The organism is Nocardia sp. NPDC050406 (assembly GCF_044459025.1).
Taxonomy (GTDB): domain Bacteria; phylum Actinomycetota; class Actinomycetes; order Mycobacteriales; family Mycobacteriaceae; genus Nocardia.
Map to the genome: position 1 here is coordinate 2,687,005 of NZ_JBITIM010000001.1, position 21,895 is coordinate 2,708,899.

The following is a 21,895-nucleotide window of genomic DNA, read 5'->3' on the forward strand; positions in this document are numbered from 1 at the left end:
ATCGTGTGTGCTCAGCTGTGGGGCGGCTGAACGTGCGTCAGCTGATGTGGTCGATGAAGTCGAAGAGTTCGCGGTCGTCCGCGCTGTCGAGTCCGTCGGCATCGAGGTCGCCGCCGGTGTCGTCGCCTTCGAGTTCGCGCAACAGGGCGCTCACCCGGCTCGCGATGGCCGCCCGGTCGGTGGCCGACAGATCGAGCTCGCCGACACTGCGCGCCAGCGAATCGAGTTCGGCCGCAATGTGTTCCGTGGGGTCCTCGACCGGTACGAGCTCCTGGCGCAGGTGTTCGGCCAAGGCCTCCGGGGTGGGGTGGTCGAACATGGCGGTCGCGGAGAGCTGTACGCCGACAGCCGATTTCAGGCGGTTGCGGAACTCCATCACGCCGAGCGAGTCGAATCCGATATCGCTGAACGGTTTGTCCGGCGGGGTCGCGTCCGCGCTGGCGTGGCCGAGCACGGCGGCGGCCTGGGCGCGGATCACGTCGAGCAGCAGGCGTTCCTGTTCGGCGACCGGGCGGCCGAGCAGTCGCGCCACCAGCGCGCCCGCACCCCCGCTGGCACCGGTCGGCGACGCACCCGCCTCGACCTTCCGGCGCGCGGGTGTCGCCGCCAGGCCGCGCATGACCGGTCGCACGGCCTCGGGTTCCGCCTCGCCGAGCGCGACCCGGTCGATCCGCACCGCGACGAAGGCCGACAGACCGCCCGCGAGCGCGGCGTCGAAGAGTCGCACGCCGTCCGCGTCGCCGACCGGGAGCAGCCCTTCGCGGCGCAATCGCGCGATATCGGCCGCGCCGAGCGTGGCGGTCATACCGCCGCTCTGCTCCCACGGCCCCCACAACACCGACGTCGCGGGCAGGCCCCGCACCTGCCGGTGCTGTGCCAGGGCGTCGAGGAAGACATTGGCGGCCGCGTAGTTCGCCTGCCCCGGATTGCCGATCACGCCCGCGATCGAGGAGTAGAGCACGAAGGCCGACAGATCCAGGTGCGCGGTCGCCTCGTGCAGATTCCAGGCCGCCGCCACCTTGGGCCGCAGTACCGTGGCGAACTGCTCGGGGGTCATGGTGGTGAACAGGCCATCGGAGAGCACACCGGCGGCGTGTACGACGGCGGTGAGCGGGTGCTGCCGCGGGATGGCCGCCAGCACCGCGTCCAGGGCAGCGCGGTCGGCCGCATCGCAGGCGACGACCTCCACGTGCGCGCCGAGATCGGTCAGTTCGGCGGCGAGTTCGGCCGCGCCGGGGGCGTCCGGGCCACGCCTGCCCGCCAGGATCAGCCTGCGCACACCGTATTCGGTGATTAGGTGGCGTGCGGTGACAGCGCCCAATCCGCCGGTGCCGCCGGTGATGAGGACGGTGCCGTCGGGGTGCAGGGGGGTGGGCACGGTGAGGACGTTCTTGCCGATGTGGCGGGCCTGGCTCAGGTACCGGTAGGCGTCCGGCGCGTAGCGCATATCCCAGGCGATGGACGGATACGGTCGCAGCGCACCGGTGTCGAAGAGTTCGACCAGTGCGGTGAGGATCTCGTGCAGCCGATCCGGACCGGCCTGCATGAGCATGAAGCTGTGGTACTCGACGCCGGGATATTCGACGGCCACCTCGGCGGGGTCGCGCCGATCGAGCATGCCCATTTCGACGAACCGGCCGCCGCGCGGCAGCAGCCGCAGGGAGGCGTCCACGAATTCGCCCGCGAGGGAGTCCAGGACGATGTCCACGCCGCGACCGTCGGTGGCGTCGAGGAACTGCTGCTCGAAGTCCAGGGTGCGTGAGTTGCCGATGGCCGAGTCGTCGAATCCGAGTTCGCGCAACACATTCCACTTGGGTTCGCTGGCGGTGACCAGCATGCGCAGACCCAGGTGGCGTGCGAGCTGCACGGCCGCCAAGCCGACGCCGCCGGTGGCGGCGTGCAGCAGCAGTGTCTCTCCGGGCTGCGCGGCGGCCAGGTCGACCAGGCCGTAGTAGGCGGTCGCGTAGACGATGGGAATCGCGGCGGCCTGGCTGAACGACCAGTCGCGCGGCATGGGCGCGAGCAGTCGGCGATCGACCACCGCGACCGAGCCGACGCCCGGGATGAGACCGAAAACGCGGTCGCCGGGGGCGAATTCGGTCACATCCGGGGCGACCTCCAGGACGACACCGGCACCCTCACCGCCGGGGCGGCCCGCCTTGTCGGGGTAGGTGCCCAGCGCCATGAGCACATCGCGGAAGTTGAGGCCGACCGCGCGCACGCTCACCCGCACCTGCCCCGGCGCGAGGGATTCCAGCGCCTCCGGGCGGTCGCTCACACCGAAGTTGTCCGCGGCCAGTGTTCCCCTGTCCCGCAGCGTCATCGCCCAAGCCGACGAGTCCCGCGCCGCGATATCGAGCGGGACCGCGCCACCGCGATGCAGGCGCGGCGCGTACGCCGTGCCGCGACGGACGGCGATCTGGGGTTCGGCATCGGTGGCCAGGGCCACCGCCGTCCGGCAGTCCGCCCAGTCCTCGATATCGACGAGGAGCAGGCGGCCGGGATTCTCGCTCTGCGCCGTGCGCAGCAGACCCCAAACCGCCGCCGCGGTGAGATCCACTGGCTCGTACCGATGTACCGCGACCGCCTGGCGGGTCACCACGACCGCCCGTCGGTCTCGCGCCAGCAGTTCACGCACCCGCGCCGCGACTTCGACGACCAAATCGTCCACTGCCCCAGGAACATTCGCCCGGGTATCCGGTGACTCCGCCCAATGCTGGGTATCGAGCCGCAGCACGGTCGCTTCCTCTCCGGCGACCGTGACGGTTTCCCCATCGTCCGTGGCGGTCCAGGTGGGGACCGCCAAGACCTCGTCGGCGGGGGCTGGCACCGCGATCCAGTTCAGTTCGTAGCCAATGCTTTCGGCAGGCCGGGTGGCCGCGCCGAGTGCGTTGGTCGACATGGTTCGGAGCGAGAGCGCCGCGATATCCGCCACCGGCTGCCCCGCCACATCGGCGAGGGTCAGGGTGATGCGCTCGCCGCCCGCCCCGGAACCGGTCCGTGCGGCCCGGACTCGGACGGTGGTCGCGCCCGTCGCGTGCAGGTCGATGTTCTCCCAGGAGAACGGGACGGCGATCGCACCGTGTTGGGCGGCGGGAACCAGCCCGCCCAGCAGAATCGCGTGCAGGGCGGCATCCAGCAGGGCCGGGTGCACCCCGTATTTCGCGCCGTCCGGGCCCGCGGCTTCGGGTAGGGCGACTTCGGCGAACGCCTCGCCGTCGCGGCCCCACAGCGCGGTCAGGCCCTGGAAGGCCGGGCCGTAGTCGTAGCCGCGCTCGGCGAGACTCGAGTAGGAGTGGTCGAGCGGTATCGCGGTCGCACCGGCGGGAGGCCAGTCCAGCAGGTCGGAATCGATTGTGGGCGTGGTGGACTCGGCCGTGACGGTCGCGACGGCGTGGCGCGTCCACTGTGCCGCCGCACCGTCCGGCGCTACATCACCGCGTGAATCCGGAGCTTCGCCATTGGACCGCGAGTACACCGTCACGGTCCCGTCCGGTCCGCCCGCCACCACGCGCAGGTCGACGGTTCCGGTCGGCGGAATCGGCAGGGGGGCCTCGATCACCAGCTCGGCCAGGTGTGGGCGGGCGATTGCCGTACCCGCGTGCAGTGCCAGCTCCACGAGGGCGGCACCGGGTAGCAGCGCCACCCCGGCGACGGCGTGATCGGCCAGCCAGGGCTGACTCGCTCGCGAGAGCTGTCCGGTGAACACGAGTTCCTCGGAGTCCGGCAATCGCACCAGGGCGCTCAGCAGCGGATGTCCGGCCACGTCGAGACCCGACTGCCGCAGATCCGTCGTGTCGACCGGCCGCGCCCAGTAGCGATGATGCTGGAAGGCGTAGGTGGGCAATGTGATTCGACGCGTGGGTCGACCGTCGAACAGTGGAGCCCAATCCACGTCCACGCCGATGACGGCGGCTTGCGCGAGCGCCGACACGAACTGTGACGATTCCTCGGTCGACCGCCGAGCGGCCGCGATGACCGTCGATTTGGCCTCGTGGGTGGGGTTCTCGGCCAGGCACTGTCGAGTCATGGCGGCCAGCACCGCATCCGGGCCGACCTCCACGAATCGCCGCACACCGGCCTCGGCCAGGGTGGCGATTCCCGGCGCGAATCGGACGCATCCGCGTACCTGCTCGACCCAGTACTCGGGGTCGGTCAGCTCCGTGGAGACCACCGTCGCCGAGAGGTTGGAGACGATCGGCAACAGTGGCGTGCGATAGGTCAATCTCGCTGCGACCGTGCGGAATTCGTCGAGCATCGGATCCATCAGCGCCGAGTGGAACGCGTGGCTGACCCGCAGTGTGGAGGTCCGCACGCCTTCGTATGTCAGCCGTTCGCCGAGTTCGTCCAGGGCGGCCGCCGTACCGGAGAGCACCACCGATGTCGGCCCGTTCACCGCCGCCAGCGCGACCTGTCCGTCGAATTCGGCGAGCGCCTGCGCCGCTTCGGCCTCGGTGAGCTCGACCGCGAGCATGGCTCCACCCTCCGGCAGCGCGCCCATCAACCGGCCGCGCGCCACTACCAGGGCACAGGCGTCCTCGAGTGACCACACGCCCGCCACATACGCGGCGGCGAGTTCGCCAATCGAATGGCCGATCACCAGATCCGGTGTCACACTGAAGGATTCGAGCAGGCGGAAGACCGCCACCTCGAAGGCGAACAGGGCCGGTTGGGTGAATTCGGTGCGAGGCAGGACGCCCTCGGCGTCGACGAACATGAGGTCCCGCAGTGATCGACCCAGCAACGGGTCGATCCGCGCGCACACCTCGTCCAGAGCCGACGCGAAGGCCGGGAACGCCCGATACAGTTGCGCGCCCATGCCCGCGCGCTGGGCTCCCTGTCCGGTGAACAGGAAGGCCGTCTTGCCCGCACCGGCAACGCCTTCGATGGCGCCGGGCGATGCGGCGGCCACCTCGGCCAGACCGGCGAGCAGTTCGTCCCGGTTGCGCCCGACGACCACCGCTCGACGGTCCAACAGTGCCCGCGAATCGATCAATGATCGTGCCACCGACCAGATGTCGGCCTCCGGACGGTCGGTCAGCCACGCGCGAAGCCGCTGGGCCTGCTGCCGCAATGCCTCGTCCGACTTGGCCGACACGATCCACGGCACCGCCGTCCCCGGTCCGGTCGAGGCGGGCTCGGGCACCGAAATCGCCGGGGCGGGAGCCTCTTCGACAATCACGTGCGCATTGGTGCCACTGATGCCGAACGACGACACCCCGGCCCGGCGCGGTCGGTCGCCGACCGGCCACGGCTGGGCCTCGGTCAGCAGTTCGACCTCCCCCGCCGTCCAATCCACGTGCGGGCTCGGTTCTTCCGCGTGCAGTGTCGCGGGCAGCGTCCGATGCCGCAGCGCCTGCACCATCTTGATCACACCGCCGACGCCCGCCGCCGCCTGGGTGTGCCCGATATTCGATTTGAGCGAGCCGAGCCGCAGCGGCGCTCCGGCGCGGTCCTGCCCGTAGGTGGCGAGCAGGGCCTGCGCCTCGATGGGATCGCCCAGTGTGGTGCCCGTGCCGTGCGCCTCGACCGCGTCCACATCGCGTGGGCGTAGACCGGCATTCGCCAAGGCGGCCGCGATGACGCGTTGCTGCGAGGGTCCGTTCGGGGCGGTGAGGCCATTGCTGGCCCCGTCCTGGTTGATCGCGCTGCCGCGCACCACGGCGAGGACGTCGTGGCCCAGCCGTCGCGCGTCCGACAGTCGCTCCACCACGAGCACCGCCGCGCCCTCGGACCAGGCGACGCCGTCGGCGGCGGCGGAGAAGGATTTGCATCGGCCGTCGCGCGCGAGACCGCGTTGGCGCGAGAACTCCTGGAACACCATGGGTGTCGCCATGACCGTCGCACCGCCGACCAGCGCGAGGGAACTCTCGCCCTGACGCAGCGCCTGGCAGGCCAGGTGCAGGGCGACCAGCGACGACGAGCAGGCGGTGTCCACCGTCATGGCCGGGCCTTCGAGGCCCAGCGCGTAGGCGACGCGGCCGGAGGCGACGCTGCCCAGGCCTCCGGTGAGGAGATAGCCCTCCACCTCCGCCCCGGCCTTGCGGGTGACGGCCTCGTAGTCCTGGTACATCACGCCCGTGTAGACACCGGTATCGCTGCCGCGCAACGACATCGGGTCGATGCCCGCGTATTCGAGGGCCTCCCACGACACTTCGAGCAGCAGCCGCTGCTGAGGGTCCATGGCGATCGCCTCGCGCGGACCGATGCCGAAGAACCCGGCGTCGAAATCGCCCGCGTCGTAGAGGAATCCACCGCGTCGGGTGGCGACCGTTCCCGGCTTGTCCGGGTCGGCGTCGAACAGACGCTCCAGATCCCAGCCGCGATCGGCCGGGAAATCACCCGTCCCGTCGCTGCCGGAGGCGACCAGATCCCAGAGGGCATCCGGTGATTCGACGCCGCCGGGGTACCGGCAGGCCATACCCACGATCGCGATGGGCTCGTCGACGCGGGCACGCCGCACTGCCCGGGGCTGGCGAGAGCTCGAGTCCGCGCCCTCGGTCCGGGCGTGCAGGAACGCCGCGACCGCCGCCGCGGTCGGGTGGTCGAAGACCAGTGTGGAGGGCAGTCGCAGCCCGGTGGCCTTCGACAGCCGGTTACGGAATTCCACACCGCCGAGGGAGTCGAATCCGAGGGCGTCGAAACGCTCACTGGGAGCGATGTCTTCGGCCGAACCGTGCCCGAGGACGGCGGCGGCATGCTCGCGGACCAGCTCGAGGACGACTTCGGCGCGCTGGGTTTCGGGTACCGAGCCGAGGCGGGCGGCCAGTGAACTCGATGCCGCCGTCGCCCGGCGGGCGGCGCGGGGCAGGAATCCCCGCAATACCGCCGGGACGCCGCCGTCCCGCGCTTCGCGACGCAACCGGGCTCGGTCGAATCGCATCGCCGCGAGGTACGGCTCGGCGCGGCCGGTGGCCCGGTCGAACAGCCGCAGCCCCGCATCGTTGGCGATGGGGTGCAGGCCGAGGCGTTCCCAGCGAGCGAGGGCGCTGCGGTCCAGGCGACCGGCCATACCGCTGGCGGAGTCCCACGGGCCCCAGGCCAGCGATATCGCGGGCAGCCCTTCGGCTTTGCGGCCGCGCGCCAAGGCGTCGAGGAAGGCATTGGCGGCGGCGTAGTTGCTCTGGCCCGCCGATCCGACCGTCGCCGCTATCGACGAGAACAGGACGAAAGCGGCCAGGTCACTGTTCCGGGTGAGTTCGTGCAGATGCCATGCGGCGGCGGCCTTCGCGTCGAACACCTTCCGCAGCTGCTCGGTGGTGGTGCCCGCGAGGGTGGCGTCGTCGAGCACACCGGCCGCATGGATCACGCCGGTCAGCGGATGATCCGGCGCTACCGAATCGAGCAGGGCGCGTAGGGCTTCGCGGTCCCCGACATCGCAGGCGACGACCCGGGCCGTGGCCCCTGCCGCGGCGAGTTCGGCCACCAGCGTGTCCGCGCCGTCGGCGTTCATGCCGCGCCGGGACGCCAGCAGTAGGTGCCGAACGCCGTGAGCGGCGACCAGATGGCGAGCCAGCAGCGCGCCGAGGCCGCCGGTGCCTCCGGTGATCAGGACGGTACCGTCGCCGAACGGCAGCGCCGGGCGGCCGGTCGCGACGGTGTCACCAGCTCCGATTCGGTCCTCGTGGGCGGGTTGAGGGTCGGCCGCTTGGGTTTTCGCCAATCTGGGGACGAGCACCGCCCCGGCGCGCACCGCGGCCTGCGGTTCACCCGCGCTGACCACCGCGGCGACCAGTGCACGCACATCCTCGGTCGCGACGACCGTAGAGGCGACATCGACCAGCGTGAACCGCCCCGGGTATTCGGATTGGGCGCTGCGCAGCAGGCCCCAGACCGCGGCCGCGGCGAGGTCGGGGGCTTCGCCGGGCAACGCGGCCCCGTTCGTGGTGAGCACGCAGAGTGTGGTGTCGGCCAGTCGGTCTTGCGCCAGCCAGGTTTGGACGGTCGACAGCACCGTTTCGAGGTGGTCGCGGACCGCCGCCGGATCGTCGGCGGCGGCAGCCGTCCCGGCCTGCCAGAGCGCGATCTGTGGCAGCTGTCGCGCCGCCGCGATATCCGCGACGCTCGGGTACCGGGTTTCGATTCCCGCGATCGGCTCCAAGCCGAGTACAGCCATGCGCTCGATGGCGGCGTCCGCCGTGGGCGCGGGCGTCCACTCGATCTCGTAGAGGTCGGCGGAGTCCGCCGTACCCGTGCCACGCAGCTGCCGCACGTCGAAGGCCCGCATGACGACGGCGTCGAGGGAGATGACGGGCCGACCGGAATCGTCCACGGCCGCAACGGAGATCGCCTCCGTCCCCGAGGTCGTGGCGATGACCCGGAGCGTGGTCGACCGGACCGGCGGCCGGTGCGATCGCGCGCCGCCCCAACGGAACAGCAGTCGGCCGGTGTCGGGCTCGACGTCCTGATCGCGCCAGAGCAGCCCCGCCAGTCCGGCGTGCAAGACGAGGTCGAGCAGGGCCGGGTGCAGGTCGAACCGCTCCGAGTCGGGTGCGGCGGTCGTATCGAGGGTGATCTCGGAGAAGACGGTGTCCGCGCGTCGCCACGCGGCGGTGACGCCGGTCAGGGCCGGGCCGTACTCGAGCCCGGTGAAGGCGGCGATGCGCTCGGGAATCGCCGCGGTGTCGAGGGTTTCGGCATCGAGCGGCGGCCAGGGTTCGTCGCGGAGCTGGTCCGACAGCGCGTCGTCGCCGTCCCATTCCCGAGCCAGGACGCCGCTGGCATTGCGCACCCACTCGCCCGCCTGGCGATAGTGGAAGCTGAACGATCGCCGCCCCGCCTGATCGGGTTCCTGTACCGCTACCTGGAGTTCGATCTCCTCGGTGTCCGAGGGCGCGATGGGAGCTTCGAGGGTCAGCTCCTCGAGGACGCCGCAGTCGATGCGGTGGCCAGCGGCGAGGAGGAATTCGACGAGGGCGGCGCTGGGCACGACCACCGTGCCGTACGCCGTGTGGTCGGCGATCCACGGGTGGGTGGTGAGCGAGAACCGGCCGGTGACAACGTATTCGTCCCTACCGGCCACCGGTACCACATCGGTGAGGATGGGGTGGCCGGGTGTCGAACCGGCTTCGGTCTGCGGCGGGAGCCAGAAGCGCTGGTGTTGGAAGGCATACGTGGGCAAGGGAACTCGGGTTGTGCGGTGACCGAGCAGCGGGGTCCAGTCCACATGCGCACCCGAGGTGTGCGCATGTGCCAGCAGTGACGAGAACTGTTGGGGCTCATCGTGATCGCGGCGCGCGGCGGCGACGACCACGGTGCCGGGATCGACCTCCTCCGGAAGGGTCTGCCGGGCCATCGCGGTCAGGACCGCGTCCGGCCCGACCTCCAGGAACCGGCGCACGCCCGAGGCGTACAGCGTGTCGATGCCCGGCGCGAAGCGCACGGCGGAGCGCACTTGCCGAACCCAGTAGGCGGGTTCGAGAACCTCGTCCCCGGCGAGCTGTCCGGTCACATTCGACACCAGCGGCAGCCGCAACCGGTGGAACGTCAAATCCCGTGCGACAGACTCGAATTCGGCCAGCATGGGGTCCATGCGATGGGAGTGGAACGCATGGCTGACCCGCAGCCGCGAGGTCTGCGCGCCGCGCTCGGCGAAGTGGGCCTCGGTGTCGACGATGGCGTCCTCGTCGCCCGAGACCACCAGGGCAGAGGCAGCGTTCACCGCGGCCACCGACGCGCGGCCGCGATACCGCGCCACCACGTCGTTCACCTCGGCTTCGGGTGCGCCGATCGCCAGCATGGCACCGCCCTCGGGCAACGCGCCCATGAGACGGCCGCGCGCCGCCACCAATCGGCAGGCGTCCGCGAGCGACCACAGGCCCGCGAGGTGAGCGGCCGCGAGTTCGCCGATCGAATGGCCGATCAGCACCTGCGCGGTGACGCCGAACGACTCCAGCAGGCGGTACAGCGCGACCTCGAAGGCGAACAGCGCGGGCTGGGTGAACTCGGTGCGATCCAGGAGACCGGGCTCGGAGCCGCCCATGAACATGAGGTCTTTCAGGGAGCGGCCCAATTCCGGATCGAAGTGGGCGCACACCGAATCCAGGGCCTCGGCGAAGACGGGGAACGTCTCGTAGAGGCCAGCGCCCATACCGACGCGCTGTGCGCCCTGACCGGTGAAGAGGAAGGCGGTCCGGCCCGTGCCCGCGACGCCGGTGATCACGCCGGGTCCGGTATCCGATGTGGCGAGCTGGGCCAAGCACTCGAGGAGTTCGTCTCGATCGCGGCCGAGGACGACACCGCGCGAATCCAGTTGTGCGCGAGTCGTCGCCAAGGCGTGTGCCGCATCGGCGATATCGATCTCGGGATGCTCCGCCAGCCACGCGCGCAACCGCGCGGCCTGTGCACGCAGACCCGCTTCGCCCTTTCCTGACACCAGCAGTGGTGTCGGCGCGAACGAATTCGGCTGCACCGCAGGAACTTCAGGCTGCTCGGCGACGGCCGGGGCCTCCTCGAGAATGACATGCGCGTTGGTACCGCTGATACCGAACGACGACACACCCGCGCGGCGCACCCGCTCCCCGGCGGTCCACGGCTCGGCCGCGCCGAGTAGACGCACCGCGCCCGCGGTCCAATCCACGTGCGGGGACGGCGTTTCGGCGTACAGCGAGCGCGGCAGCCGTTCGTGCCGCAGCGCCTGCACCATTTTGATCACACCGGCCACACCGGCGGCGGCCACGGTGTGGCCGAGATTGGATTTCACCGAACCGATTCGCAGCGGTTCGCCACGGTCGCGCCCGTAGGCGGCGATGAGGGCCTGCGCCTCGATGGGATCGCCCAGGGTCGTGCCGGTGCCGTGCGCCTCCACGGCGTCCACGTCGGCCGCCGCGAGCCCGGCATTGGCGAGGGCCTGCGCGATCAGCCGCTCCTGGGACGGGCCGTTGGGCGCGGTCAGGCCGTTGCTGGCGCCGTCCTGGTTCACCGCGCTGCCGCGAATGACGGCGAGGACGGTGTGGCCGCGCCGCCGCGCGTCCGAAAGACGTTCCAGCACAAGGACGCCCGCGCCCTCCGACCAGGCGACGCCGTCGGCGGCGGCGGAGAACGGCTTACAGCGGCCATCCGGTGACAGGCCGCGCTGGCGGGAGAAGTCCACGAACAGTGCGGGGCTGGCGGCGACGGTCACACCACCGGCCAGGGCCAGGGAGCTGTCGCCCTGGCGCAGCGCCTGGCAGGCCAGATGCAGGGCCACCAGCGACGAGGAGCAGGCCGTATCCACCGTCACGGCGGGGCCTTCCAACCCGAGCACGTAGGCGATGCGGCCGGAGATGACGCTGTGGGAGGTGCCGGTCAGCCGGTAGCCCTCCAGGTCGCCGGTCACGCGACGCGAGTAGCCGGAGGAACAGGCACCGGCGAAGACACCGGTATCGCTGCCGCGCAACGATGTCGGGTCGATGCCCGCGTCCTCGAGGGCCTCCCACGAGGTCTCCAGCAGGAGTCGCTGTTGCGGATCCATGGCCAGGGCTTCGCGGGGGCTGATACCGAAGAAGCCGGGGTCGAAATCGCCCGCATCGCTGAGGAATCCGCCGTGGCGGGTGTAGACCGTGCCGGGCTTGTCGGGGTCCGGGTCGTAGAGGCGCTCCAGATCCCAGCCACGGTCGGTGGGGAATTCGGTGATCACATCGCGGCCCTCGGCCAGGAGATGCCAGAGGTCTTCGGCGGAGCGCACACCGCCGGGGAACCTGGCACCGATACCCACGATCGCGATCGGTTCGTCGGTTCTGGCGCGGCGTGAAACACGAGGGTCGCCGTGCGCGTTCCCGGTGACGCGGTCGCGCAGCAGCTTTGCCACCGCCTCGGCGGTCGGATGATCGAAGACGAGCGAGACGGGCAGCGGCACACCGGTGGCTCGGGCCAATCGGTCACGCAACTGGACGCCGCCCACCGAATCGATGCCGAACTCGGTGAACGGGAGAGTGGGATCGAGGGCGTGGACGGAGTCCAGGCCGAGTTGGGCGGCGACCTGTTCGCGAACGAGATCGAGAACTACCGCGTCACGCTGGAATTCGGGAACGGCGTGCAGGGCGCGCGCCAGCGGGCTGTCGTCCGATGACACGGCGGGCGCGGAGCGAGAGCTACCGGCCTGAAATGCGTACGGCGGCAGATCGACCCGCCCGCCCCCAGCCACCAGCGCGCGGTGCTCCACCGGAAAGCCCGCACAATAAGCGTGTGCCAGTGACGCTTTGAAGCGCAGCGGCCCACCTTCGCCACGGCGCAGTGAGGCGACAACCGGTATCTCCGCGGCACCGGCCTGCTCTGCGGTCAGGGCAATACCCATCGCGAGTACCGGATGCGGGCTGACCTCGATGAATCCGGTGATGCCATCGCCGATCAGCGCGGTGACGGCCGCGGCGAACCGGATCGGCTCCCGCTCGGCCCGGTACCAGTATTCGGCGTCCAACTCCGCCGTATCCAATCGGTCGGCGGTCACCGCCGAGAAGAACGGCACCGACCCCGGCCGAGGGCGAAGGGGCTCCAGATCCGTGAGCAGCCGCTCCCGAATCCGCTCGATCGCCCGCGAATGCGAGGCATAGTCGATCGGAACCCGCCGCGCCCACACCCCCTCCCGCGCGCAGTCGTCGAGAAACTCCGCTACCGCCGCGACATCCCCCGACACCACACTCTGCGCGGGTCCATTCACCGCGGCCAGCGCGAGCCGCTCCCCGTACGCCCCGAGACGTTCGCGCACCGCGTCCGGCCCGAGCGCCACCGAGGCCATCCCGCCTTCGCCAGCCAACTCCTCGGCCAGCGCCCGCGACCGCAGCGCCACCACCCGCGCGGCATCGTCCAACGACAAGCCCCCGGCGATATGCGCGGCCGCGACCTCGCCATGCGAATGCCCCACCACCACATCGGGTTCCACCCCGGCCGCCCGCCACATCCGCGCCAGCGACACCATGACGGCGAACAACACCGGCTGCACCACATCCACGCTGTCCAACGCGGGTACGTGCGCGGAGGCAACCGCCACCTGAGTACCCGGCGCGGGGGTACCCGTCTCGCGCCGCAGGACCGCCGTGAGGGACCAGTCCACGTAGGGTGCCAGGGCCGCTTCGCATTCGGCGATCGACTCGGCGAAAACGCCGCCCGCCTCCAGGAGTTCGCGGGCCATGCCCTCCCACTGGCTGCCGTTTCCAGGGAAGACGAAGGCGACTCGCCGTTGTTCGGCTCGGGCAGTGATCGGTTCGATCGGGGTAGAGGCGGTGGGATCGGCGAGAGCCGCCAACCCGGCCAGGAGTTCGGAGCGGTCGCGGCCTATCGCGCTGCCCCGCCAGGGCATAGCGGCTCGGGTGGACAGCAGGGAGTGGGCTATGTCGACAGGGTTCAGGTCCGGGTAGCGCAGTAGCCATTCCCGCAGGCGGGCCGCTTGCGCGCGGACGCCGGTTTCGCTGCGCGCCGACACCACCCAGGGGACCGGTCCCGTCGCGCGGTCGACCTCGGCCGCACCGGATTCGGCGGCGGGTGCCGGGGTCACCGTCCAGCCCGGGAAATTCAAGTCCCCCAGCAGGTTTGAATCCGATTCGGCCGTGTCTGTGCTGGTCACCGCTGTCGGCCGCAGCACGGCGTGGATGCGGTCGCCATCGGCGACGGCCCGCTCCAGGGGTTTCAGCACCACCAGCCTGCCGCCCGTGCCGCGCACCGATCCGGCCAAAGCCACGTCGGCCTCGCCACCGCGCAGACTCTCGGCCGCCGAAGGCACCGCGAACCTCGCTGTGTCATGGGAGTTCTCGCCTCGCGGCCCGTCGAAGCCGAAGTACGCGGCGACGCGTTCGGTGGTCGCCACGAGATCGGTTCCGGCGCACTCGAGGAAGACGCCGCACCGGCGGACCGCCCGCGACGTCCCCGCCAAGCCCGCGTTCTCCCACGCCTCCCAGCTCAGCTCCAAGGCCAGCAACTGCTGAGGATCGATCGTCCGCGCCTGTTCGGGCGCGATCCCGAAGAAGTCCGTATCGAACTCGGTCGCGTCCGAGATCCTGTGGGACATACCGACAACAGCGACGGCGAAAGCCGATCCGGTCACCTCTGAACACCCTTCATCGAGGCACCACGAACTCCGCGAACCCATCCGGCGTTGGATAGTCGAATACGAGCGTGGCCAACAAAACTCACCAGACGATTTCTGCCTCGGCACAACGGATTTCGACGTAATCGAGGCGCGACGAAGAGCCCGCATGATAGGGAGCGTCTGCCGCAGTCGGCGCGAGCCCGAGGAGATGGTGCGGGCTGGCCGGACCGAACCCTGGCTGGATCGCCGGGCTCAGCAAAGGAGTGGTTCAGCGAGGGCCGCTGAAAACTGAAGCGCTACGTGGGAAGGCCCGGAGATCGAGCCCCGCGTACGCGAGTTTTTCGAACTGAAAGATTCATCGTACTGAACAGTAATAAGGACTGTCTCAAACTGTCAACCGCTGGAGAGCATCCCGACGGCTACCTGTCGAGTACTCGACAACGGCAGCGTAAACCATGTTCTACGACACCTTATTCCCCTGCCCTACAGGGGATTTCGAATCGCGCATCGACCCTCGCGGCGACCTGTGAGAACAGCCGGTCGACGCGCCGCGGGCCGCACGGTGACGCGCTGGGCTCGATCGCCCAGTCGTACACCGTGCGGCCCGCGAGGGTTCGGTCAGACCGTCGGCGCGGTCCGGGAGAGCAGTTGCGCGGCCCAGGCTTCGGCGGTCGCCGGGTACCGGTCGATCAGCGCGGCCAGTGCGCTGTCGTCGGCCGTGGACGGTTCCTGCCACACCCCGTCGATACCCAGCAGCGTGGCCAGCGCATCACAGGTGGCGGGGTACGCGGCCACGAGATCGGCCGCGGGACCTCGCTCCGCCGCCCCGAGAGGCACTGCGGGCGTGGAGCTTTCGACCGACCAGGGCGGTATGAAAGCATCCACGGCGGGTAGTGCGCCCGGAAACGTCCGGCCCGCCTCGCGAATGAGACCTGGAACCAGATCCGCCGCTTGATCGCGCAGCGTGGTGATGAGCTTCGGCAGCCACGGCAGCAGCACCGCGTCGGGCAGCGTACCGAACGCCTTCGACAGCAGTTCCACCACAAAGGGTTTCAAGGCCGGAGCCGGATCGATGGCCTGCACGAAACCGCTGACGTACTGCGGCACCGTCGACAGCAGCAGCGGGTTGGCGAGCATGGCGTCGCAGCGCTCGCGCAGTTCGGCCATGGTGAGCAGCCCGAGCTGGTACCGCGCCGCCCACAACAGCGCCACCTTGGCGGGGGCCTCCGGATGTGATTGCAGTACAGCCAATTCCAGCTGGGTGTGGTCGCAGCCCAGCGACAGTGCCAGGTTCTCCATACCGAACAGGAAGCCCAGCATGGCGGCGACCTGCGCCGGTCCGGTCTCCTCATCGGTGAAGGCGGTCGGCAACAGGGTGCAGTAGTGCGCGTACCCGGCCGTCACGAATCGCCCACACCATGCCGGTAGACCACCCTCGGTGGACCGGAAGTAGTTGAGCAGCGCGCGGATACGGCGCAGCACGGCGGGCGCGTCGTCCACCGTGCGCTCGGCGGCGAGCAGGTCGACGGCGCGATTGCCGAGTTCGTCGGCGAGCCGAGCCGATCTCAGATACACCAGCGCGTCCTCGACCGCGCCGAGCGCCACGGCGGCGGTGGCGTCGGGGGCGTGCACCGCGCGGCGCAGGCGCTGTTCGAGCACCTGCTCCACCGACACACCCTCGTAGCCGAGTTCGACCAGCGACCGCTGATACTTGCCGAGCCCGAGATCCCAGCTCTCCTGAATGGAGGTCTCCCCCAGCCCGCGCGAACCCATGATCGGGCGAATGGCGTCGTGCGGCAGCAGCTTTCGCAAGAGCCACAGCAGATCCGAACACGGCCGCAGCGCCGGATCGGCCTTCAGGTCCAGCAGGGCGCGTTGCAGCGTCCGTTTGGACAGATCCAGTCCGAGCGGCTGCAATCGGTCGAGCACATCGCGGGCCAGCGGCGGCAGCGCGTCGTATCCGACCTGCCCGATACGGTCACCGCCGAGCAGGATCTCGCACAGCCGCCGCACATCGCGACGTCCGGGCACCGTGTCCTTCTCGATGCAGGTGACCGCCGCGTCCTGGAAGTCGTAGGGCGTCGGCCGGGCCCGATTGCGCAGGCCCGCCAACAGGATCGAGTGCTCGAAGATGGCGATGGCGTCGGCGGTGCTGGACAGATAGCCGTTGCGCCGGGCCAACCGCACGATATCGACCGACCACTCCAGCAGTTCGGCCTCGTCGAGGGGATCGAGCACCGGCGGACGGGACAGAAAGCCCGACAGCTTGTCGGTCACCTCGGACTCCGCCCGCGCCGCGCCCAGAGACTTCTTGGTGCGCTTCTTCGCGCCCTGCTGCCCCACGAGCTGGAACGATTGCAACTTGCCGCGCCGCAAGCCTTTCGCCCAGGTGGCGGCGGCGATGGAGACCGCACCCCCGGCCAGGCCGAACTGCTCCTCGATGGCCGAGTGGCTGGACGGGATGAGCCCGTAGTGCCACTTGGTGGCCGAGCGCGGCGTGATCTCGAACGGCACGTCACCGGCCAGGCCGAACTGCTCCACCCGGCTGGCGGCATGCGCCGCGCCGCAGACGTACAGCGCCCGTGCGGGATCGCCGCCGGTGGCGGCGAGGTGCTCGCGCATGCGCGTCCACATGTACCGCTCGCGGTCCTCGTCCTCGGCGGTGCTGCCACGCCGCAGCCGCCGGAACAGGCTGCCGATCATGACCATGACCTGGCGGTAGGTGTCGTAATCGGCGTCGGCCAACGGCTGTTCGACGTATTGGTCCCACCACTCCGACCAATGCCGGACCTTGCCGTGGTGCAGTAGATACTCTTCGAGTTCGGCGAAACGCGGCCGCAGGTCGCCGATTTCGATGCCTACCGCTTCACCGTGCAGGCCCTCGCCGGTCGGCGGCTGCTCCTCGGAGCCCGGTGCGGCCGCGTCTTCTCGTGGGGCCCATTGGAATACGTGGTCGGTGGAGCGGTCGACCAAGACCAACTCCACGCCCGGCGTATCGAGCGCGTAGGCGATGGCCTGGTACTCCGCCGAGGTTTCGGTGATCGGCGCGACCACCGACAGCGGAGCCCACGCGGGCGGGAAATCCGCGATGTCGGTGGCGAAAGCCTGCAAAGCCACCGGCAGACGACAATTGCGGAGTTCGTCGAGCAGCGGCCGCAGATCCTCGCACAGCTCCACATAGATGACGGCGGGCTGCTTTTCGCGCAGCCGCCGCACCATGGCCAGTCCGGAGGCGGGCGAATGATGGCAGACCGGAAAGATTTCCAACTCTTCCGAGAGTGCCCGGTCGACATCGTCGACCATGCCCGCCATGATGTCGCCCACCGCGCCGGGTGCGCCCGCGAAGGTCGCGGCCGCGTCGACGAGCTGATCGCGCAGGGCGGCGAAGGTATTCGGACGAATATCGGAGACGGTCACGAGAGCCTCGCGATCGCCGCCCGGCCACCCTCCAGGAATTCGCCCCAGGCCCCGCCCTTGTCCTCGTCCTTGTCTTTGCTGCGTGGCTCCACCACGCCGTGCAGGTACTTGTTGAGAATGGCGAGATCCTCGGGGGTGCGCCGCGCCAGCGACCCGACCAGGGACCCGGCCAGGATCTCCGCCTTGAGCTCCCGCTCGCCGAAGAACTGGCTGTGCAGGATGGCATCCTCGAGCACGCCGATCTGTTCGGCGGTGGACAGCGCCGATTCCAGTTTGTCGTCATCGCTGGTCGCGGCGGAGGCGGCGGCGCGCAGATCGGCGAAGCTGTCGAGCAGGATATCCAGCAGCGTCGGCGGCAGCTCCACCTCGATCTGGTGGCGGCGCAACAGCTCCGCGGTGCGGAAGCGCACGATCTCGGCCTCGCTGCGCTTGTTCGACACCACCGGGATGCGCACGAAGTTGAAGCGCCGCTTGAGCGCCGAGGACAGATCGTTCACGCCGCGGTCACGGCTGTTGGCCGTGGCGATGATGGAGAAACCCGGCTGCGCGAACACCACATTGTCGTCCTCGAGTTCGGGAATCGAGACGTACTTCTCGGACAGAATGGAGATGAGCGCGTCCTGCACATCGCTGGTGGAGCGGGTGAGCTCCTCGAAGCGCCCGATCACGCCCTGCTCCATGGCGGTCATGATCGGCGAGGGAATCATCGACTCACGCGATTGCCCCTTGGCGATGACCATGGAGATATTCCACGAGTATTTGATGTGGTCCTCGGTGGTGCCCGCGGTGCCCTGCACCACCAGGGTGGAGTTGCGGCTGATGGCCGCCGACAGCAGTTCGGCCAGCCAGCTCTTGCCGGTGCCCGGATCGCCGATGAGCAGGAGGCCGCGGTCCGAGGCCAGGGTGACAATGCTGCGTTCGACGAAACTCCGGTCGCCGAACCACTTCTGTTCGATCTGGCGGTCCAGGCCGTCGGCGCGTTCGGAGCCGAGAATGAACAGCCGCACCATTTTCGGGCTCAGCCGCCAGGCGAAGGGTTTGGGGCCGTCGTCGATGGACTCCAGCCAATCCAGTTCCTCGGCGTACTTGACTTCGGCGGGGGCGCGCAAAACGTCGTTCATGGGTGTTCTCCTAGTCGATGAAGTTCTTGAGCTCGGTCACGAGCTTCTGGATGCGTCCCGAGATAACCGGGGTGCCAAGGGTTTTGAAGCGCTCCCGGAACCACGGGTTGACGCTCTGATGGCCGGAGCTGTTCACCGACCCGACGGGGATGAGCTTCACGCCGGAGCGGTGTACCGATTCCATGGCTTCGAACAGCGGTTGCGAGCGGTCGAATTCGTAGAAGTCCGAAATCCACACCAGCACCGTGTTCTTCGGGTCGACGATCTTGGGCATGGCCATGGCCATGGCGACCGGACCGTCGTTGCCGCCGCCGAGGTTGGTGCGCAACAGGACCTCGAAGGGGTCGTGCACCCACGGGGTGAGGTCGAGAGCGCGGGTGTCGTAGGCGATGAGGTGGACGTCGACCTTGGGCAGCCCGGCGAAGATGGAGGCCAGGATGGTGCAGTTCACCATGGAGTCGACCATCGAGCCGGACTGGTCGACCACCACGATCATGCGCGCCGGGACGGTGCGTTTGGCGGTCTGCCGGTAGTAGAGGCGGTCCACGTAGAGGCGCTCATCCTCGGGATTCCAGTTCGGCAGGTTCTTCCAGATGGTGCGGTCCACATCCAGATTCCGCAGGATGCGTTTGGGTGGGACGGAGCGGTCGACGGTGCCGACACTGGTTTGCCGTACCTGGGTGCGCAGAACCTCCGCGACCTGGTCGATGTAGCGACGGATGAGGGATTTGGCGTTGGCCAGCGCGACGCCGGAGAGATTGTGCTTGTCGCGCAACAGCTGTTCGATGAGCGACATGCTCGGGGTGAGCTGGGCGGCCAGATGCGGATCGGCGAGCACCTCGCGCAGCCGCATGCGGTTGACGAGCTCGGATTCCAGTTCGGCGAGGACGCCGCCGACCGCGCCCGCCTGTTCGCGGCCGAGGCAGCGGCGCAGCCACTCGGCGTCGGACTGCCACCCGGAGAGTTGACCGGCGCTGACCGCGCCGGAGCCCGTGGCGAAGACATTGAGCAGGAGTTTGGCGACCAGGGCGGCGGTGCGGACGTCGGCGGGGCCGATTCCGGTGCCTGGCTCGGGCTCGGGCTCGGGGTCAGAATCGGGATCGGTGAAGTCGAGGGCTTCGAATTCCGGCTTCATCTCCGGAAACCGTTGCACCACAGTGTCAACCGAGATGCCCGGGTCGAGGAGCGCCAGGGGTAGTCCGAGGTCCTCGACTATGCCCGCGCTGGCGGATTCGAGGGTGGGCTGTTCATCGCCGCTGAAGACACCGGCCAGTAGACGCCAGTACAGGACTTGGCGTCGCGTTTCGTGCATGGTCATTTGCGCAGCAACCGTCCCGCTCGTTCGCGCAGCACCGCGACGGCATCGGATTTCGCTTGGGCCTTGGCGATTTTCGGGTCGGTGGGGCCGAGTGCCCAGTCGCCGCCGTGCAGGGCGGTGAGGGTGCTCTTGACCTTGCGTTGGATGGCGAGCGGGCGGACCGACCAGCCGTTCGCGTCCCAGCGCAGCAATCCGATCATGGCGCTGGAGGCGCGGACGGCGACCGCGGTGAGCGGGCCGCTCGCGGGTAGGGCATCGAGTTCGACGCGTAGGCGGTGGCCGTCCAATTCCAGTGCGCCATCGTCGATTCGGTAACCCTCGAGCAAGACCGGTTCGGCGATGTGCACCGGATCGCGGTCCAGTGGGGCGGCCGCCGGGGCCTGTGCCCGCGGGAGCAGGACGGTCGCGGTGACGAAGGGGTCGGCGGGTTCTCCGGCCTTCGCGTGATCGTCGTGCCAGATCAGGTCGCCGGAGGCCGAGAGCGGCATATCGGTGAGTTCGAGGACGCGATGTTGCGCCAGGGCGGTGAGCAGCTGGTTATGCGCGCCGAGCAGTTGCCAGATGGCCGGTCCGACAATGGTTTCCACCTTGGCCGCCGCTACGGAGACGCGGACGCGGCGCGGGGGTGCGTCGGCGGTTTCCAGCACGCCGTAGATCTGGGCTTGCACGGCGGTGCCGTGTTCGTGCGTGTCCACGGCGAGCGGAAGCAGGCGACCGGTGACTTGGTCGGTAACGGAATCCGTTCCGCGCCAGGACAGTAGGAGTGCACGGGTCCAGAGGTCGGCCCAGCGGCGCACCGGGAGCCGCTCGGCGGTGGCGATGGGCGCGGAGGCGCTCAGTTCGGCGGTGAAGCCGTCGAGTAGGAAGGCCAGGCGGCGGGTGGCGGGTTCGGCCAGCAGGGCTTCGATGGTGTGGTCGGCGGCCGCGACCAAGTCGTGGTCCACGCCGCGCCAGCCGGTGATGGCGAGTTCGCCGAGCCAGGCGCGGGCGCCTGCGGCGAGGGGGCTCGGGGTGGTGGGTACCGGGGCGGCATTCCACTCGGATCTGTTGCGGCCCAGGGCTTTATCGAGGTGTTCGAGGAGGGCGTCGTGGACCGCGCCCACGAGTGCCGCGCGGGCGGCGGCGAGGGCCGAGAGCTGTTCGGATCCGAGCGCGCCGGTGGTCGAACTGGTGACGGCTTGGGCGACCGGTTGGGACAGCGGGGAACCCGCGACGGCCCCGGCCAGGGCGGACAGGGCGGCGCTCTGGCATTCGGAGACGCGCGCGAAACCGTCGACCAGCGCGGCGTCGAAACCGGCGATGGCTTCCAGGGCGGCTGGGACGCCGTCGGGCGAATTGTCCAGCAGGGCAGCCAATTCCAGGGCTTGCATCAGTGGCTCACTCCTGCCGGGAACCAGTGCAACTCGGGGATCGGTGTGGTCGTGCCCGGCAATTCCAGGTAGGCGAGGTGCCGCAGGAAGCGGGCGAAGACGGCGGCCGCCGGAGCTGGATCACGGGTTCCCTCGAGGCAGTGGGAAAGGTGGTGATGTTCGGGGACCTCCACGCGCAGGAAGCGAGCGACCCGGTCCTGGCCGTATTGGACGATCGCTTCGTCGATGAGCAGGTCCAGGTGCTTGCAGGTCCAGTCGCCCGAGAGCCCGCCGCAGGGCCGATTGTTGTTGGTGCTACAGCTGAGTCCGTGCGTCCCCGCCGTCACCGAGGCGACGTATACGCGTGAGATGTCGGAGCCACTGGACACCACCCCCTGCAACCGCCCGTCGGCCAGCTCCACGAAGGGCACCTTGTTCAACTTACGTGGTGCCACGGCGGGCAAAACCCGCACTACAGAGGCACTGTCCCACTCCGGTTCCGCCACAGTGGTGTTCGCATTCGAGACCATCGTTCTCCCTCCCGGTCGATCACGATGGCAACAAGGTATGTGAGCCCACCGACAAGTGCCCCCGGAACGCGTGCGGGAACCCGTAACCCACTCTCCACCAGCCGTTTTCGCGCACACGCGGCCGGGCTGGAGCCCCCCGGCTCACCGACCCTACGCAC

Annotated in this window: 6 protein-coding genes; all 6 read right to left on the bottom strand. The window is 69.5% G+C overall.

The window, feature by feature from the left end; genetic code table 11:
* Nucleotides 1-37: 37 nt before the first annotated feature.
* Nucleotides 38-14,017: an SDR family NAD(P)-dependent oxidoreductase gene (locus tag ACIBH2_RS12650; RefSeq protein ID WP_397116392.1), complete on the bottom strand. Its 13,980-nt coding sequence runs from the start codon at nucleotides 14,015-14,017 to the stop codon at nucleotides 38-40.
* Nucleotides 14,018-14,620: 603 nt separating this feature from the next.
* Nucleotides 14,621-17,419 (bottom strand): DUF5682 family protein, encoded by a 2,799-nt coding sequence (locus ACIBH2_RS12655; RefSeq protein WP_397116394.1) that lies wholly within the window; start codon nucleotides 17,417-17,419, stop codon nucleotides 14,621-14,623.
* Nucleotides 17,416-18,540, bottom strand: coding sequence for an AAA family ATPase (locus ACIBH2_RS12660; RefSeq protein ID WP_397116395.1), 1,125 nt, complete (start codon nucleotides 18,538-18,540; stop codon nucleotides 17,416-17,418). Before ACIBH2_RS12660 ends, ACIBH2_RS12655 begins: the two co-directional genes overlap by 4 nt.
* 10 nt (nucleotides 18,541-18,550) lie before the next feature.
* Entirely contained in the window at nucleotides 18,551-19,858 is a 1,308-nt protein-coding gene (locus ACIBH2_RS12665; RefSeq protein ID WP_397116396.1) for a VWA domain-containing protein, read from the bottom strand.
* Entirely contained in the window at nucleotides 19,855-21,228 is a 1,374-nt protein-coding gene (locus tag ACIBH2_RS12670; RefSeq protein ID WP_397116397.1) for a hypothetical protein, read from the bottom strand. Before ACIBH2_RS12670 ends, ACIBH2_RS12665 begins: the two co-directional genes overlap by 4 nt.
* Nucleotides 21,228-21,662: a hypothetical protein gene (locus ACIBH2_RS12675; protein WP_397116398.1), complete on the bottom strand. Its 435-nt coding sequence runs from the start codon at nucleotides 21,660-21,662 to the stop codon at nucleotides 21,228-21,230. The genes ACIBH2_RS12670 and ACIBH2_RS12675 overlap by 1 nt, the downstream gene beginning before the upstream one ends.
* Nucleotides 21,663-21,895 lie beyond the last annotated feature (233 nt).